This window comes from Undibacterium sp. Ji50W, assembly GCF_049340445.1.
Lineage (GTDB): Bacteria > Pseudomonadota > Gammaproteobacteria > Burkholderiales > Burkholderiaceae_D > Undibacterium.
Map to the genome: position 1 here is coordinate 1 of NZ_JBMPOX010000003.1, position 17272 is coordinate 17272.

Here is a 17272-nt window from a genome sequence, read left to right on the forward strand (position 1 = left end):
GACATGCACCGGATGCGGCGACCTTTAATGCTTTGCTGGCTCAGTCGGGCGCGGATGCCGTCACGCTCATCGGGCAGTTTATTAATTCGCCTGAGTATCTGGCCAGGTTTATGCCGGTTTGAGGGGGATGAACAGACGTCAAACTGGATGAGGCAGTTTGACCGAAGCTGCCCCTTACTTTACCGCCAGATGTGACGGAGGGTAAATGAGGGGCAGTGATGGGAGCGGCAGCTAGCCGGTGCCAGCCACGGATCAGATTGTCAGATCAGGCAACGTTACGTTGCGTCCACGGAATAACCGTCGAAGCCTCTTTCTTGGCCTGTTTGGCTGCCTTCTTTTCCTTAGGTGTGCTGGCGGCCTGCTTCTTAGTCTCTTTATTACTCTGTTGTACCTTACTCACGATAATCTCCTGGTAACACCAAGAATTTGGTGACTAACCAGTATAGGCTCATGCGCCTGACATAACCGCCACCACGAAAATATATTCGACCAGCATTTGCGACGTCATCTGAGTTAGATCAGTGGCAAATAAGTTGCAACCAGGCTGTGGACAAGTCCTGTATAAGTCTGCCCAAAACGGTGGATGACCTGTGGATAGCTTGTGGGTAAGTTTTCTGCCTGCCTCGTTCGCCCTGCTTTATCAGCCTCCCTCTCTACTGTCCGCTCGCCCTTCCACCACGGCTGTCTGCTTGTCACGCGGACAAATACCGGACGGGGCGGACAAGTCGCACTAAAATATTTCCCTTACTATTCAATGACTTACAACTGGCATGGTTTCTGCTAAACGTTATGCATTCTTCATGCATTCCAATTAATTAGCACATCATGATACGAGATACCTCAGCCCAAGATACCGTGTTGTCCACCAATACGGGACAAACCCGCAAGCGCCTGTTGATGGTGACAGGTGCCAGCCTGGCTGGCATCGCCGCCCTGGTGTTGCTGATGTCTGCCTGGCGTAGCAGCAGCCAGTCGGTGAATGCGTCGCGCCTGCGCATTGCGGAAGTGACTCACGGCACTCTGGTCAGGGATGCAGCAGTCAATGGCAGGATTGTGGCAGCGATCAGCCCGACCTTGTATTCCAGTGCTGGCGGCACGGTCACCTTGAAGGTGAGCGCTGGTGAAACAGTCAAGAAAGGTGACATCGTCGCCGAGATAGAATCGCCTGACCTGACCGACCAGTTCAAACGCGAGCAATCCAATACCGAACAGCTGGAAGCCGAAGTCGCTCGCCAGCAGATACTGGCCAAAAAGCAAAAGCTGATCGCCCGTCGTGATGCCGACCAGGCAGAAATAGATCGCGTGGCAGCACAACGTGCCTTCCAGCGCATAGAAGCTGCTGGTGTCATTGGCGTGGTCGCCAAGAACGATTTCCTGAAAGCCCAGGATGCCATGCATTCCACGGAAATACGTTCCAGACATGCGGCCCAGGCAGCCGATCTGGAAAGCGAAGATGTGAGCCTGGAACTGAAAACAAAAATGAGCCAGTTACAGCGCCAGCGTCTGAGTCTGGACTATGCCAAACGCCGTGTCGAAGAATTGAAATTACGTGCGCCAGTAGACGGCATCATCGGTAGCCTGGCAATTTCCAACCGCAGTGTAGTGGCCGCCAATACTGCGCTGATGACCCTGGTGGATCTGTCGCAACTGGAAGTCGAAGTGGAAATTCCTGAATCGTATATGACTGACCTTGGCCTGGGCATGAAGGCAGAAATCATGATCAACAATAACAAGATCATGGGTAGCTTGACGGCTATCTCACCGGAAGTGGTGAAGAACCAGATACTCGCCAGAGTACGTTTCAGTGGCAAGCAACCTGAAGGCTTGCGTCAAAGCCAGCGCGTCTCAGCCCGCTTGTTGATGGAAGAAAAAGCCAACGTCATGATCTTGCCACGCGGCCCCTTTGTTGAGGCAGACGGTGGACGTTTTGCCTATGTCGTAGAAAACGGCGTTGCCCAGCGCCGCCCTATCAAAATGGGTGCAACCAGTATCTCTGCAGTAGAAATTCTCAGTGGTTTGAAGGACCGCGACAAGGTCGTGATCTCTGGTACCGATACATTTGAAAACGCTACCAGCGTTTCTATCAATAATTAATTTAGAAAAGGAATATCCCATGTTACGCATGAAAAGCCTGAGCAAAGTTTACCGTACCCATCTGATAGAAACCCACGCCCTGCGCGGCTTTGATATCCATGTCAAGGAAGGTGAATTTGTGACTGTAACCGGCCCGTCCGGTTCCGGCAAAACCACTTTCCTGAACATCGCCGGTTTGCTGGAAGAATTCAATGATGGTGATTACCTGCTCGACGGCATCAATGTCAAAGGTATGAATGACAATGCCCGCACCCGCTTGCGTAATGAAAAACTGGGTTTCATTTTCCAGGGTTTCAACCTGATTCCTGATCTGAATTTATTCGACAATGTCGACGTGCCACTACGTTATCGCGGTTTTAATGCAGCCGAGCGCAAGGAACGCATAGAAGCCTCACTGGCGCAGGTTGGCCTGGCCTCGCGCATGAAACATTTTCCAGCCGAATTGTCGGGCGGCCAGCAACAACGTGTCGCCATTGCACGCGCACTGGCCGGTTCACCAAAGCTGTTACTGGCCGATGAACCTACCGGTAACCTGGATACCCAGATGGCTCGCAGCGTCATGGAATTGCTGGAAGAAATCAATGCCAAGGGCACGACCATCCTGATGGTAACGCATGACCCCGAACTGGCCATACGTGCCCAGCGCAATGTCCACATTATCGATGGTCAGGTCAGCGATCTGGTGCGCAAGATGCCTTCGCTATATGACGCCAAGGCTGAAGGCAAGGCAGACGATTCTGCCAATGAAGTCGATCGTTCGGCCGTCGCCTGAGGAGCAGTGACATGTTTCAATATTATTTTTTCCTGGGCATACGTAGTCTGCGCCGCAATCCGGCCCTGACTGCGCTGATGGTGCTGACCCTTGCGGTTGGCGTAGCTGCCAGCATTTCCACTCTGACCATCCTGCATGTGATGTCGGGTGATCCGATCCCCCAGAAAAGCAGGCGTCTGCTCATGCCCTTGATGGACAACGGTCCATTGAAAGGTTATAACCCCGGTGATGAACCACATGATCACCAAATGAGTTACCGGGATGTCATGAATCACTTGCCAGCCAAAATTGGGGAAAGGCGTACGGCGCTGTACGGCATATTAATGGCTATAGAACCGGCACGCAAAGACCTGCCCGCGATGGCATCGGAAGGTGTCGCCGTGACTAAAGATTTTTTCGCCATGTTTGATGCACCCTTTTTGTATGGACAGACATGGACTGACAACGATGACGCAAAAGCTGCGGACGTTGTCGTTCTTGGAAAAAAATTGGCTGAAAAACTGTATGGAAAAACCAATCCTGTTGGCCAGTACCTGACCATGATAGGCCACCAGTTCCAGATTGTCGGCGTGCTAGACACCTGGGAGCTCAGCCCACGCTTTTATCGGGATACAACATTTGGCATGCAGGAGGAGTTCTTCGTTCCTCTTGCAAGCGCCATCCGGCATGAAATCGTCCACGCTGGCAGCATGGGCTGTACTAGCGACTACGCACCCGGCTGGCAGGGGAGACTGGATTCTGAATGCACATGGCTATACTTTTGGTTTGAATTAAAGTCAGAAAGCCAGCGTCAGGAATTGCAAAGCTATCTCGATAATTACGCAACTGAACAGCGCAAACTGGGTCGTTACATGCGTCAGGCAAAAAATAAACTGTTCAATGTCATGGAATGGCTGGATGAATCCAAAGTGGTTGGCAACGACAATAAGCTGTCTGCATGGCTGGCTTTTGGCTTTCTGCTATTGTGCCTGGTGAATACGGTGGGACTTTTACTGGCCAAATTTTCGGTGCGGGCATCAGAAGTCGGCGTACGGCGTGCGCTGGGCGCATCCCGCAAAGAGATATTTAATCAATTTCTCATCGAAAGCAGTGTTGTCGGCCTGGCCGGCGGTCTCACCGGTCTGCTATTGGCATTTGGCGCGCTTGCCCTGATCGCCATGCAATCGAAACAACTTACCCTTGTGGCACATATGGACTGGCAAATGCTGACCATTACCTTCGTGATGTCAGTCACTGCAGCCATATTGGCGGGATTGTTCCCGACCTGGCGCGCATGTCAGGTGACCCCCGCGATACAACTCAAATCACAATGAGGTTACCATGAAACTCAATTTGGAAATCCGACCCATTTTGTCTGCGCTACTGCGCAGCAAGACCGGTGCCATCCTGGTAGCCCTGCAGGTCGCCATCAGCCTGGCAATTTTAGCGAACGCCGTGTACATCGTTAAACTGCGCATGGAGATGGTGGCGCGCCCCAGCGGCGTTGCAGAAGAAAATGATCTGTTTTCCATCAATCTCAGCAACCGGAAAGTTGCCGAACATGCGGAACAGATCACCACACAAAAGCAGGATGAAGCGACCATACGCGGCGTCTCTGGCGTGCAGGGTGTCACACGGGTCAACCAGACGCCATTGTCCTGGTCCGGCAGTACCACTGGCGTTTCGCTGGACAGGAAACAGGCCAGCATAAGCGCCAGAGTGTCGATGTATACGGCTTCCGAATCTGTGATGAAACTCTGGGGTTTGAAACTCGCTGACGGGCGGGATTTCAATCAGATTGAATTCCGTGAAATTGACAGTAGCACCAGCAAGGATTTTCCTGACGTAGTCATCATTACCAAGGCCCTTGCAGAGAAAATTTTTCCCAGCCAGGCAAGTGTCGTAGGAAAAACCATTTATTTTGGTACGGGTGACGACGCAAATGCAACACGTATTATCGGTGTGCTTGACCGTTTGCAAACCCATGGAGCCCAACTCGGTATTACGGGTGAAAGTTCGGTTATATTGCCCATGCGTATGTCGAATGACCCGTATTCCAAGTATTCGGTTCGTGCCGAACCTGGCCAGCGTGAACGTGTCATGAAGGATGTTGAGATGGCACTCAGAAAATCGTCTGCGACACCCCTGATTATCAATATGCGTACCCTGGAAGAAGACAGAACCAGACGCTATCGCGCCGACAATGGCCTGGCCTGGATGCTGATAGCCGTCTGCGTCTTGCTCTTGCTGGTGACTGCCAGTGGCATCGTCGGTATTTCCAGCCTGTGGGTGACACAACGCCGCAAACATATCGGTGTGCGCCGTGCACTGGGTGCGCGCCGCATCGATATCCTGCGGTACTTCGTGATGGAAAATATCATGATCACCAGTATCGGTATCTTCTTTGGTGTGGCATTGGCGATCGCCCTGAACCAGCTTCTGGTCAGCAAACTGGAACTGGCCAAGTTGCCTGTGCAATATTTGATAGTAGGAAGTGTTATTTTCTGGATACTTGGTATCATCGCGGTTGTGGGTCCTGCGGCACGTGCAGCAGCCATTTCGCCGGCAACTGCCACCCGCAGTACCTGAAGCACTGAAAACCTAAACACTGACCATGCCTACCGTACTGATTATTGATGATAACGCCACCGTCGCGGTGGCACTGGAAGTACTGTTCTCGCTGCATGATATCGATGCGATCTGTGCCATATCGCCAGAGCAGGGTCTGGCGATGCTGGACCAGCACGCCGTCGATCTGGTGATACAGGACATGAACTTTACCGCAGACACGACGTCTGGTGAAGAAGGCAAGGCTTTGTTTAGCGAAATTCGCAAGCGTTTTCCAGACTTGCCAGTGGTGTTGCTGACAGCCTGGACCCATCTCGATACCGCCGTCGACCTAATCAAGTCGGGCGCAGCAGATTACCTGGGCAAACCCTGGAATGATCAGAAGCTGCTGACAACGGTACGCAACCTGATAGAGCTGGGCCAGACTAACCGTGCCCTGCAGCAGCGGCTGCAAAGAGAGCGCAAGCAAAAACGCGAGCTGGAACAAAAATTCGACCTGTGCGGGCTGGTCTGGAATGATGCCGCCACCGAGCGCGTGTTGGGCATGGCTTGCCAGGTAGCACGTGCTGATGTGCCGGTGCTGATTACCGGCCCCAATGGCGCAGGCAAGGAAAGGATAGCGCAAATCATCCAGGCCAATTCCAGTGTCAGGGATGGCCCCTTTGTCATCCTGAATTGCGGCGCCCTGCCATCTGAGCTGATCGAGGCTGAATTGTTTGGAACAGAAGCAGGTGCCTATACCGGTGCTGGCAAGGCCCGCGAAGGCAAGTTTGAAGCTGCCGATGGCGGTACGCTGTTTCTCGATGAAATCGGCAACCTGCCGCTGGCAGGCCAGATGAAATTATTGCGCGTACTGGAAACCGGGCGCTTCGAACGCCTGGGGTCCAACAAGGAAAGACAAGTCAAGGTCAGGGTACTCAGTGCAACCAATGCTGACTTGCAAGCCATGATCAGGGCCGGCAGTTTCCGGCAAGACTTGTTGTACCGGTTAAATGTGATCGAATTGCATCTGCCACCGCTGGCTGAACGGACGGGCGATATCTTGCCACTGGCAGACTATTTTCTGTCCGACGGCAAAAGCCTGCACCCGACGGCACAAAACTGTCTGCAGCAATATGCATGGCCAGGTAATGTCAGGGAATTGAAAAATGTCTTGCAGCGCGCCTGCCTGCTGGCAGCTAAAAACGAGATCGTGCCAGCCGATTTAGGCTTGCCTGTCACTACCTCCTGGGCCAGTAGCGACAATGAACCAGACAAGGAAGCCATAGAACGTGCACTGAGCAGGGCTGGTGGCGTCGTGGCGCAGGCAGCCGCCGAACTGGGGCTGAGCCGGCAAGCCCTGTATCGCCGCATGGACAGGTTGGGCATCAACCGCAACGCATGATGCCAGACTCATCCAGCAGCCACAGTAAAACCGGGAAAACGCTGGTACCGTCATTGATCAGCCGTCTCAGTCTCAGCGTTGCAGGCTTGCTGACACTGGCGGTATCACTGACAACGGCCCTGCACTACTGGCTGGATCTACATCCCTTACTGGCGGTCTCACTCAGCCTGCTGGTGATGCTGCCGGTTGGCCTGGTCATCATACGCAGCCAGTTGCACTCTGTCATACGGCTGTTCCATGCACTGGCCGGTACGGTCATCAGTTATCAGGACAATGATTTTTCTTTCGGCGTGCATTGGCCTTATGCGGATGAACTGGGGGAGCTGGTCGACGCCCACAATGCGCTGGGTGATGTATTGCGCAGCCAGCGCCTGGACCTGGTGCAACGCGAGCTGTTGCTCGACACCATGCTGCAAAATACACCGGTAGCCATGCTACTGATTACCGACCAGAGCGTGATCGTATTTGCGAATATCGCTGCCCGGCAATTACTGAACCAGGGGCGCAAACTGGAAGGCCATCATTTCAATGAATTGCTGACCCGGGTCTCGCCGTCTTTACGCGAAGCCATACAGCGCAGCGGTGACGGTCTGTTCACGGTCAGTGCAACCAGCGCAGAAGAAGAGGAAGAAGTCTATCATCTGGCGCGCCGCCATTTCAGTCTGAATGGGCGGCATCATGAATTGTTCCTGCTGCGTCACCTGACCGTGGAATTACGGCGCCAGGAAGTGCAGACCTGGAAGAAAGTCATACGGGTCATCAGCCATGAATTGAATAATTCACTGGCCCCCGTCGCCTCGCTGGCCAATTCGGCAGCAGAACTGGTGCGACGCGGACAAACAGAACGCCTGCCCGCCATCCTGCACACCATCGAAGAGCGCACACGCCATCTGGAAAGTTTTATCGATGGTTATGCCCGATTTGCGAAACTGCCTACACCCCGCTTGGAAAGTATCAACTGGACGCGCTTTATCAACGGCCTGAAATCACAAATCGCATTCACGATCACCGGCAACATACCCGATGAAAGCATCAGTGTCGATCCAGCACAAATGGAACATGCCCTGCTCAACCTGTTGAAGAACGCCCATGAATCGGGTTCAGCAGAAAACGAAGTCTGTCTGGCCATACGAGTCGTGCAAGATATCGCCCGTATAGAAATCATGGACAGGGGTAGCGGCATGACAGATACCGTGATGTCGAATGCGCTGATTCCATTCTATTCCACCAAACGCAGCGGCACCGGGTTGGGGCTGGCGCTGGTACGTGAAATCATTGAAGCCCATGGCGGTCGGATTACTCTGAATAACCGGGATGGTGGCGGGCTGTCAGTCAGCCTGTTTTTGCCTGTCAAGCATGCGATCAGGTAAATACACTCAGGACTTTGCTTACTGCGTGCCGACCAGCGGCAAGCTCATACGCATGGAAAGACCACCCGTCTGACGGTTACTGGCCACGATGCGGCCACCATGTGCCTGTATGACGCGCTGGGTAATCGCCAGGCCCAGGCCATACCCATCGGTATTGCGTTCGGCATCATGGCCACGATAAAACGGCCTGAAAATATTATCCAGTTCTGCTTCTGGCACGCCACTGCCTTCATCCAACACCGTCACCTGGATTTCATTGCTCAGCACCGCCACTTCCAGTGTCACTGTGCTGCCCGGCCGGGTATGCCGCAAGGCATTCCGTAATACATTTTCAAATGCGCGGTATAACAACTCATATTTGCCCACCACACCAGCCTGGGCCAGCCGTTCTGGCTGGCAGGTGGTGACAAAATTTTTCTGTACGGACTGCGCTTCAAAGCTGGCGGTATCCATGAGCTCTAACATCAGTTCATCCATGTGGATGAGGTCTTGCCCTATATTGGCGCCAGCTTCCAGCCTGGACAAGGTCAGCAGTTCGCCCACCAGCTTATCCATGCGTATGGCTTCACGCTCCATCCTGGTCATATATTCTTCGGCTTTTTGTGGTTGTTGTCTTGCCAGGCCGATCGCCGCCTGCAAGCGCGCCAATGGCGAACGCAATTCATGTGACACATCGTGCAACAGGCGGCGCTGACTCTGCAAGGCACCCGTCAACTGTTCGGCCATGCGGTCAAAGTCACGGCCCAGTGCCGTCAATTCATCCTGGCGCTGCCCCATGCTGTCACCTATGCGTGTATGCAGGCTGCCGCCTGCCAGTGCGTGAAAAGCTTCGCTCAGTCGCCGTATTGGTTTCGCCATGTACCAAGCCATCAGGGCAGCAAACAGCAAGCTGGCAAAAAAGGCTCCTACCATGGGCACCAGTGCGCGCGAGTTTTCATCATGCGGTTGCCCGCGCATTGGCGGCCCGCCTCTGGGTGGTGGCTCCCCTCGTGGCGGCAAGCCAGGCCGCGACCGTTGTTCGCCATCAGAAAAACGCGGACCATCACCGTGCAGAGGGGGTTTGTCAAAATCGGGGCTGCGTGCGGAAATATTGCTGTCCTGGTCAAGATGCTTGAGCCAGAAAGTCATGCTGATACCGGCAATTGCAGTCAATTGCGCCAGCCAGATAAAGAAAAAAAACTTCCAGAACAATCGCCCCATGATTACTCGCGGGTCAACATATAACCCTGCCGGTAGACCGTCTGTATGACAGTGCGGCCATCGGAAAATGCACTGATTTTTTGCCGTATGCTGCTCAGGTGTACATCGATATTGCGATCAAACCTGGTCAGGGGCCGGCCCAGCCCCTGTTCCGACAAATCACTCTTGCTGACGGTCTGTCCGGCATTTTTTGCCAGCAATTCCAGCAGGCTGAATTCGGTACTGGTCAGGTCCAGCAATTTATTATTCCATTCCGCCCGGCGTTGTCCTGGCCATATTTGCAAGGATCCCACCACCAGGGTTTGACGGTCATGCTCAATATTGACGCCGATCTGAGTGCGTCGCAAGATGGCGCGCAACCTGGCCAGCAATTCACGCGGTGTGCAAGGCTTGGGAACGTAATCATCTGCCCCCAGCTCCAGACCGATGATGCGGTCGACGTCATCCCCCCTGGCGGTCAGCATCAGCACCGGGATGCGGCTTTCGGCACGAATGCGACGCAAGGCATCAATACCATTCATGCGCGGCATCATCACATCCAGTACGGCAATTTCATGCTCGCCAGACAAAGCTTCCTTTGCTGCCTGCTCACCATCATACGCTGTCGTAATGACAAAGCCTTCACGCTCAAGGTATTCCTTGAGCATGCCTACCAGTTCGACATCATCGTCAGCGAGTAATACCTTGGTCATCGGGAGCGGTCAGTTATCAATATAAAATTATTATGCGAGTCTGTAAATCATAGCAAAATTCGTCTGGATTTTTGGCAAATTTACCTGCTTTTACAGTCATTTCAGACCAATTACACAAATTCCTTACCTATCTTTACGTTCGATTTACGGCGCTTTACAAGTGGAAAGAACAAAATACCACAACCACAACTTCCACATAAAAATACCATGGACAAGCACAGCCCACACCTCGAAACCGACCTGAACACTCTGCTGCAAATGGCGACCAACAGACGGCAGATGCTGCGCTGGCTGTCAGCCGGTAGCGCCATGTCCCTGCTGGCATGTGGAGGCGGTAGTAGCGATGCCAGTTCCACCACGACTGGCACCACCACGGTGACAACTACGACCACAACCGGGACGACCACCAGTACCGGTACAACTACTGGTACCACCACGGGCACAACCACCGGTACTACTACAGGAACAAGCACCGGCACTGGCTCATGTACCGTCATTCCGGAAGAAACGGCCGGCCCCTATCCTGGTGATGGCAGTAACAGCAATGGCAGCAGCATTGCCAACGCACTGTTGCTGTCAGGCATAGTGCGCAGTGACATACGCTCCAGCATTGCCGGTGCCAGTGCGGTTGCTGCCGGTGTGCCGCTGACCATCAAATTGCAATTAGTGAATACCAAAACCAGTTGTGCATCCCTCGCAGGATATGCGATTTATCTGTGGCATTGCGACCGTGACGGCAATTACTCCATGTATTCATCGGGTATCACCACTGAAAACTATTTGCGTGGCGTGCAGGAAACCGACAGCAGCGGCAATGTCAGTTTCACGACCATCTTCCCCGGCTGTTATTCAGGGCGCATACCGCATGTGCATTTTGAGGTGTACCCAAGCCTGACTAAAATCAGCAGCGCCAACAATAAGGTGAAAACCTCGCAATTCACTTTCCCGATGGCGACGCTGAATGAAGCCTATCTGGCCACCGGCTACACCGCCAGCGTACGCAATCTGGCACAGATCACGTATGCAACCGACAATGTATTCAGTGACGGCACCAGCCTGCAAATGGTCAGCGTGACCGGCAATGCGACGCAAGGCTACGTCGTCACTTTGTCCGTGGCAATTTCTGTATAGGATTTGTGGCCCTTTGTTTGTCTCTTGCTGACAGCTGCCTTCACGCAGCTGTCAGCGGCAGGCGTATGGTAACCTGGGTTCCCTGGCCGTTGGCAGAGTGCAAGTCAAATTCGCCGTTGAAGGCAGCCACCCGTTCGCGCATGCCGGTAATACCTATGCCTGCAGTACTATGGCCGATGTCGAAGCCGACACCATCATCACTGACCTCGATCTGCAATACCTGTTGCTCAGGCATCAGCGTCAATGCCACTTCCACCTGCGTGGCCTGGGCATGCTTGAGTACATTCGACAAGGCTTCCTGAATAATGCGGTAGGCGGAAATTGCCAGTGCATTGTCAAGCTGAGAAAAATCGCCTTCACTATCAAAGTGAAACTGGCACCCCTGTGCATTGCTGTTGTAATGCCTGAGCATATCCTCGACTGCCCCCTGCAAACCCAGCATGTCCAGCACTTCAGGGCGTAGGCGACGCACCAGATTGCGGCCATTGGCATACAGATCCAGTGTCAGCGTGGTGATGGCTTTGGCTCTTTCCTGTATTTCATCTGCCACCGCACCTGGCGTCATCTGCGCCGCCAGATGCAGGATGCGTTGCGATTCCAGCCGTGCCGCGATCAGGGATGCATTCAACTCATCATGAATCTCTATCGCGATGCTCTTGCGTTCATCTTCGACGATGGTATGCACTTTCTGTATCAGCTTTCTTTTTTCTGCATTCGCTTTCAGGGCATCATTGCGCGACTCCAGCAAGTCCCTGGTTCTTTCCTGCACCTTGTTTTCCAGATCCTGTTTGGCTTGCTGCAGGCTGACCGACATGGTGTTGATGGAAGTCTGCAAGTCCCCCAGTTCACCGCCAGTACTCAATTCCAGTGTGGTGGAATAATCACCTTCACGTATTTCACGCAAGGTTTCTATCGATCGCTGTAAAGGGTAGGTCAGGCTTTGCGACAGGAACACCGCCACCATGGCACTGACCAGCAGCGCCAGTGCACTCAGGGCCAGTTCAAACTGGAAGCGCTGGCTATGCTTTTCCTGTATCCGCGTGGGCGACATGGTGACCCGCACGTAGCCGATGATGTCGCTGTCTTTTCCAGCTTTTTTTTCACCGTCCATGCTGCGCGCGGCCAATCCCGCATTCGTCGGGTCTTTCAGGATATTGACCCATACCATCTGCTTCTTGATCGGGACTTCGACATAGCTTTCATCACTCTGCACGCGACGGGCGGAAATGATGTGGACGATATCTTTTTTGTCTATATCCAGCACATCGATCCTGAAAATACTGTGATCTGACTGCATGACATCGGTCATCGTGCTTCTCAAGCCGGGCATGTTTTTGGACAGCAGATTGTATTCCACGCTTTCTGCCAGCGCGGTAGACACGACATAGGCCCGCTCGGCCAGTTCCGTGCGGGCTTCCTGCAAACGCGAGTGATACGAATACCAGACGATGGAACAGAACATGTAAATCACCGGCAGCAAGGTGATCAATATCAGCCGCGTGCGTATGCCCCAATTCTTCCAGTTGAAGATAGCTGCGCCCAACATCAGCAGCCCATCGCTGACGACAACATCACGGGGCGATCAAGCCATGCTTGACGGCCAGCTTGGTGATATATGCAGGCCGGTGCACACCGAGTTTTTCTTTAATGGTCTGGCTGACATTGCTGATGGTTTTCAGCGACAGCTCAAGACGCTCGGCAATCTCGGCATTGGTCAGGCCTTCTGCCATCAACTTGAAAATTTCCAGATCACGTTCACTCAACAGGGATTGCGGTGATTCATCACCACGCACAGACAGGTTCGCCAGCCGTTCAGCAATATGCGGCAAGAAATACAATTCGCCCTGATGAGCGCGTTGCACGGCGTTTGCCAGATCGGCTGGATCACAATCCTTGGTGACAAAAGCCTTGGCCCCCAGCCTGTAGGCTTCCTTGATCAGGGCATCCTGATCAAACTGGCTGAGGAAAATGATTTTCGCAACGGGAAATTTTGCCAGGATGTTGCGCGCAGCGTCGAGTCCTGTCAGTTCGGCACCAAAGCGTATATCCAGTATCACCACGTCGGGCTGCAGGGTCGCAAAGAGTTCAAACGCTTCTTGCGGGGTTTTGGCCTGACCCAGCACTTTTATTCCCAGATTGCTGAGCGACATGGCAAAGCCCGTCATCACGATAGGGTGATCGTCGGCCAGTAATACTTTGATGTCGTTTTGTTTTTGCATATTCACACTATTTCCCTGTCCAGCAGAGTAAATTACCCTTTACATGCAATGATAATGCTTTTCCCTAGCAATATCACCCTTCAATACCTGCCAAACGGTTTTATCCCTCATTTTTCCGCTTTTCTTCGCTATTGCATCCCCTCCATCAAACTACGCAGCTTCACCAGGCTCTTTGACTAAATTGCCAATAAAGCATTTAAACCTGATTTTTTGGATCAAAAAACAACACTCACTCAAGAAATAGCAAGATAAATTCTTTCACATTGAAATTTAAATGCTTTTCAAAAGCATTTTTAATTGCTACATTAAAGCACATGGATTGCACATCAAACTTCTTTTCACTTCATCCAATAGAAAAAGAGGGAATCGAGTGCCTGTCCAGGCTAACAACCAGCATGGCTTGAATAAAAACCCATGACTGGCCTGACCCCAAACCTGGAGAAAAATATGGAATTCACAAACCACCAGCATCAGTCCTTCAAACGCCTGTCACGTTTGGGTGTCGTCGCGGCATTGCATGTGGTCTTGCTGGCGGTGGTACTAAACGACATGAAGATCAAGATTACGCTTCCCCATGTTGATCCACTGATCGTAAAATTTGAAGAGCCCAAGCTGGAAAAAACTGTCACACATGATCCTGTTATTGAACCGACCAAGTCACCACCACTGAAATTTCCTGTCATCGACCCACCCGTCGTTGATGGCCCGGTCATTCATACGCCCCCACCAAAAACAACAGACAGTGATGGGGCCAGGATTAATCCCGGCAAAGGAGATGCCGGCAGCGGTGGCGAAACCACCGGCACCAGCGATTTACCCGTGCAAGCCAAGGTGCCAGTCCACGTGGCTGCGGTAGTCGACATGAGTCGCTGCGAGAAACCTGTCTATCCTGCCAGCTCCATACGCAATGGCGAAGAGGGAACAGTGACCCTGGCCATGCTCATCGGTGCCAATGGCCGTGTAATGGACACCAGAACCGAAGCCAGCAGTGGCCATCGCAATCTCGACCGGTCTGCAAGCCAGGCCCTGTCCTTATGCCGCTTCACTCCTGGCACCATTGATGGCGTACCGCAGCAAAGCTGGACCAAGGTGCAGTATGTCTGGAAGATAGATGGATGATTTCTTGCAACGCCCGGTCAGCAAATGAAACCCGATACCTGGTCATTGCTGACCAGACGTTTTTTTTGCCCAGATACCAGACACTTGCATCGAATTAATGAAACCGACTCCACGAGCTATCGAAGGACACACGAAATCATGACTATCACATCTGTCGACATCATTTCCAGGACAACTGGCAACGATAATAGTTTTGGCCTGCCCTGCGCAGATCCGGTTCGCGACAACATCAGGGCAGAAACCCTGAAAGTTGATGATATCTACTGGCTGGCGACGTTTAATGAAATTAGCCAAAAAAGGATGGAAACCCTGATTACCGTCAACGTCAAGTTACGCAAGGTGAAACTGGGCGTGATTCATGGTGCTGGCAAAATCCAGGCGCCAGAAAAACCGATGCCTGCACTGGATCTGTCTGACGCAACGGCATTACAATTCCTGACCAGAAAAACCTGGTGCTCGGTATGAAGGCAAGCTTTTTTTCGGCAGAAAAAACACTGCAATGGTCAGGAAAATCTTCATCTTGCTGAGTTGCCTGATATTGCTGCCAATGGGTCAGGCCAGTTGTTGGGCCACCGAAGTCGCGAATCTACACTATGCGCAGACGGGGCGGCCTGGCATGGCTTTCCATATTCAAGAGCAGCATACAACACCGTACAAATCGGCAGTCCTGATGGTCAAGGTATTGGATGGTCAGCGCCGTGACCCAACTGATACCATGGAATTTCATCCCTATGAAGGGACACTGGCACGAGCGCCTTATCTCGGTTATTTCGGCGTCATGGTCTTGATCTGTGCCTGGTTATTACCCTTGGGAATGCTGTTAGTCACGGCCCTCACCGTTACCGATTTTCGTAAGTCTCGCCGTCAAAACACGCTGAAACTGACATCATCTAGTCATACAGAGGCCCTACAATGACGAAAACCCGGATTGAGTGACGATGTAGCGTAACTTAAGGTCTGTTGTGTTCATGATGCAGTCTTGTAAACTGCGTTGCTGAACCCAGGCGTACGCCACTCGCTACACGCAACCAGAGATTTCTAAAGCATTCATAGCCAACTCTGTAAAGCCATGCAAAAACTCAGCAAGAATTCCCGTCGCCAGTTTTTACGCCAGGCCACCGTCGGCGCCAGCACTCTTTTGGGTGGATCAAGCTTGCCGGCATTTGCTTTGTCACCGGCCTATATCACCTCAGATAAATTGCGACCGCAATTGCCTTGTGGTGTCATGAGCGGCGACATTACCGGCAACAAGGCCATCATCTGGAGTCGCACCGACAGGCCAGCCCGTATGTTGCTTGAGTATGCCAGCAATGAAACCTTCAAAGATGCGCGCAGCATCAGCGGCCCGTTGGCATTACCTGGCAGCGATTACACGGCACGCATGGACCTCAGTGGCTTGCCTGCTGGTCAGCGTACCTTTTACCGCGTGCGCTTTCAGGATTTACAAAATCCATCGGCAAACAGCGAACCCGTACAAGGCAGCTTGCTGATACCAGGCGGCACGGCGCGCGACATCATTTTTGCATTTTCAGGCGATGAAGCCGGCCAGGGGTGGGGTATCAATGAGGCATTTGGCGGATACCGGATTTATGAAAGTATGCGTCGCTTCCAGCCTGATTTTTTTATTCATTCCGGCGACCAGATTTATGCTGACGGGACGATACAGGCGCAAGTCAAACTTGACGATGGCAGCCTGTGGAATAACCTGGTGACACCAGCCAAATCCAAAGTCGCAGAAACCCTGGAAGATTATCGCGGTAATTTTGCCTATAACTTCCTCGACGCAAATAAACGACGCTTTGCCGCCGAAGTGCCTTTTCTGGTGCAATGGGATGATCACGAAGTACGCAATAACTGGTATCCGGGCCAGCAAATCGGTGCTGCGGAAAAGCGTTATCACGAACGCGACTTAAATGCACTTGCGCAAAATTCCCGCCGTGCGATGTTTGAATACAATCCCTATCGCATAGACGAGAACGATCCCGGGCGCATTTACCGCATGTTCAACTACGGCCCCATGCTTGAAGTGTTCATGCTGGACGAGCGCAGCTATCGCGGTGCCAATTCTCCCAATCGTCAAAGCAGGCTGGACAAGGATGCGGCCTTTCTGGGCAAGGCACAATTGCAATGGATGAAACAGGCCCTGCTGCGTTCAGGCTCGACTTGGAAAGTCATCGCAAGCGATATGCCAATTTCCCTGGTGGTGCCCGACCTGAACCCGGACGTGCCACAAGGTACATTTGAAGCCTGGGCCAATGGCGACAATGGCAAACCTTTGGGACGCGAGCTGGAAATTGCAGAGCTATTGAAATTCATCAAGCAGCACAATATCAAGAACGTGGTGTGGGTTACTGCTGATGTGCACTATGCCGCAGCCACTTATTATTCACCCGGCAAAGCCAGCTTTACCGACTTTAAGCCATTCTGGGAATTTGTCGGTGGCCCACTGAACGCAGGCACGTTTGGCCCCAACGAAGTCGACCAGACCTTTGGCCCCGACGTGCGCTATGTCAGCGTACCGAAAGACCTGAAACAAAATCGCTCACCAGCAGATTTACTGCAATTCTTTGGCATCGCCAAAATCGATGCAAAAACCAAGGTGATGACGGTGTCCCTGCACGATATTGATGGCAAGAACCTGTACAAGGTTGATATCAATCCTGAGGTTTAAGTTCGATCAAATCATTCTTCACCCAGCGCAAATGAAAAATGGCTGACTATCAGGTCAGCCATTTTTTACATAA

16 protein-coding genes are annotated in these 17272 nt (G+C 52.5%); 11 read left to right on the forward strand and 5 right to left on the reverse strand.

Annotation, left to right across the window (positions count from 1 at the left end):
- Positions 1-265: 265 nt before the first annotated feature.
- A complete protein-coding gene (locus ACO0K9_RS06960) occupies positions 266-400 on the reverse strand; it encodes a hypothetical protein (protein WP_422983190.1) in 135 nt (44 codons plus the stop codon).
- 425 nt (positions 401-825) lie between these two features.
- Between ACO0K9_RS06960 and ACO0K9_RS06965 the strand changes: the two genes are divergently transcribed.
- From ACO0K9_RS06965 to ACO0K9_RS06990, 6 genes are read left to right on the forward strand one after another with little or no spacing between them, the layout of a single operon-like run.
- The gene (locus ACO0K9_RS06965) at positions 826-2094 is read left to right on the forward strand and encodes an efflux RND transporter periplasmic adaptor subunit (protein ID WP_422983192.1); all 1269 of its coding nucleotides are present in this window, start codon (positions 826-828) and stop codon (positions 2092-2094) included.
- 19 nt (positions 2095-2113) lie between these two features.
- A complete protein-coding gene (locus ACO0K9_RS06970) occupies positions 2114-2866 on the forward strand; it encodes an ABC transporter ATP-binding protein (RefSeq protein ID WP_422983194.1) in 753 nt (250 codons plus the stop codon).
- An 11-nt stretch (positions 2867-2877) separates the two neighbouring features.
- Positions 2878-4179, forward strand: coding sequence for an ABC transporter permease (locus tag ACO0K9_RS06975; protein ID WP_422983196.1), 1302 nt, complete (start codon positions 2878-2880; stop codon positions 4177-4179).
- Positions 4180-4186: 7 nt separating this feature from the next.
- Complete coding sequence (locus ACO0K9_RS06980) at positions 4187-5434, forward strand: ABC transporter permease (protein WP_422983198.1); 1248 nt, start codon at positions 4187-4189, stop codon at positions 5432-5434.
- 25 nt (positions 5435-5459) lie between these two features.
- Positions 5460-6797 carry a sigma-54-dependent transcriptional regulator gene (locus ACO0K9_RS06985; protein WP_422983199.1) on the forward strand — a complete coding sequence of 446 codons (1338 nt, stop codon included), beginning with the start codon at positions 5460-5462 and terminating at the stop codon, positions 6795-6797.
- Positions 6797-8167 (forward strand): sensor histidine kinase, encoded by a 1371-nt coding sequence (locus ACO0K9_RS06990; protein WP_422983200.1) that lies wholly within the window; start codon positions 6797-6799, stop codon positions 8165-8167. The genes ACO0K9_RS06985 and ACO0K9_RS06990 overlap by 1 nt, the downstream gene beginning before the upstream one ends.
- A gap of 18 nt (positions 8168-8185) precedes the next feature.
- Here ACO0K9_RS06990 and ACO0K9_RS06995 read toward each other — a convergent pair whose 3' ends face one another.
- Together ACO0K9_RS06995 and ACO0K9_RS07000 are read right to left on the reverse strand one after the other, a co-directional pair.
- Positions 8186-9367, reverse strand: a complete 1182-nt coding sequence (locus tag ACO0K9_RS06995; protein WP_422983202.1) for an ATP-binding protein — start codon at positions 9365-9367, stop codon at positions 8186-8188.
- A 2-nt stretch (positions 9368-9369) separates the two neighbouring features.
- Entirely contained in the window at positions 9370-10059 is a 690-nt protein-coding gene (locus ACO0K9_RS07000; protein WP_422983204.1) for a response regulator, read from the reverse strand.
- 207 nt (positions 10060-10266) lie between these two features.
- On the opposite strand from ACO0K9_RS07000, the gene ACO0K9_RS07005 reads away from it, so the two are divergent.
- Positions 10267-11190 (forward strand): intradiol ring-cleavage dioxygenase, encoded by a 924-nt coding sequence (locus tag ACO0K9_RS07005; RefSeq protein ID WP_422983206.1) that lies wholly within the window; start codon positions 10267-10269, stop codon positions 11188-11190.
- Between the two features lie 40 nt (positions 11191-11230).
- On the opposite strand, the gene ACO0K9_RS07010 is transcribed toward ACO0K9_RS07005, so the two are convergent.
- Together ACO0K9_RS07010 and ACO0K9_RS07015 are read right to left on the reverse strand one after the other, a co-directional pair.
- Positions 11231-12736 (reverse strand): HAMP domain-containing sensor histidine kinase, encoded by a 1506-nt coding sequence (locus ACO0K9_RS07010; RefSeq protein WP_422983208.1) that lies wholly within the window; start codon positions 12734-12736, stop codon positions 11231-11233.
- 25 nt (positions 12737-12761) lie between these two features.
- Positions 12762-13409, reverse strand: a complete 648-nt coding sequence (locus ACO0K9_RS07015; RefSeq protein WP_422983797.1) for a response regulator — start codon at positions 13407-13409, stop codon at positions 12762-12764.
- Positions 13410-13856: 447 nt separating this feature from the next.
- On the opposite strand from ACO0K9_RS07015, the gene ACO0K9_RS07020 reads away from it, so the two are divergent.
- From ACO0K9_RS07020 to ACO0K9_RS07035, 4 genes are all read left to right on the forward strand, one after another.
- Complete coding sequence (locus ACO0K9_RS07020) at positions 13857-14528, forward strand: energy transducer TonB (protein ID WP_422983210.1); 672 nt, start codon at positions 13857-13859, stop codon at positions 14526-14528.
- Between the two features lie 138 nt (positions 14529-14666).
- Complete coding sequence (locus ACO0K9_RS07025; protein ID WP_422983212.1) at positions 14667-14993, forward strand: hypothetical protein; 327 nt, start codon at positions 14667-14669, stop codon at positions 14991-14993.
- Between the two features lie 34 nt (positions 14994-15027).
- A complete protein-coding gene (locus tag ACO0K9_RS07030; protein ID WP_422983214.1) occupies positions 15028-15444 on the forward strand; it encodes a hypothetical protein in 417 nt (138 codons plus the stop codon).
- A 153-nt stretch (positions 15445-15597) separates the two neighbouring features.
- A complete protein-coding gene (locus tag ACO0K9_RS07035) occupies positions 15598-17199 on the forward strand; it encodes an alkaline phosphatase D family protein (protein WP_422983216.1) in 1602 nt (533 codons plus the stop codon).
- The last annotated feature ends 73 nt before the right edge of the window (positions 17200-17272 follow it).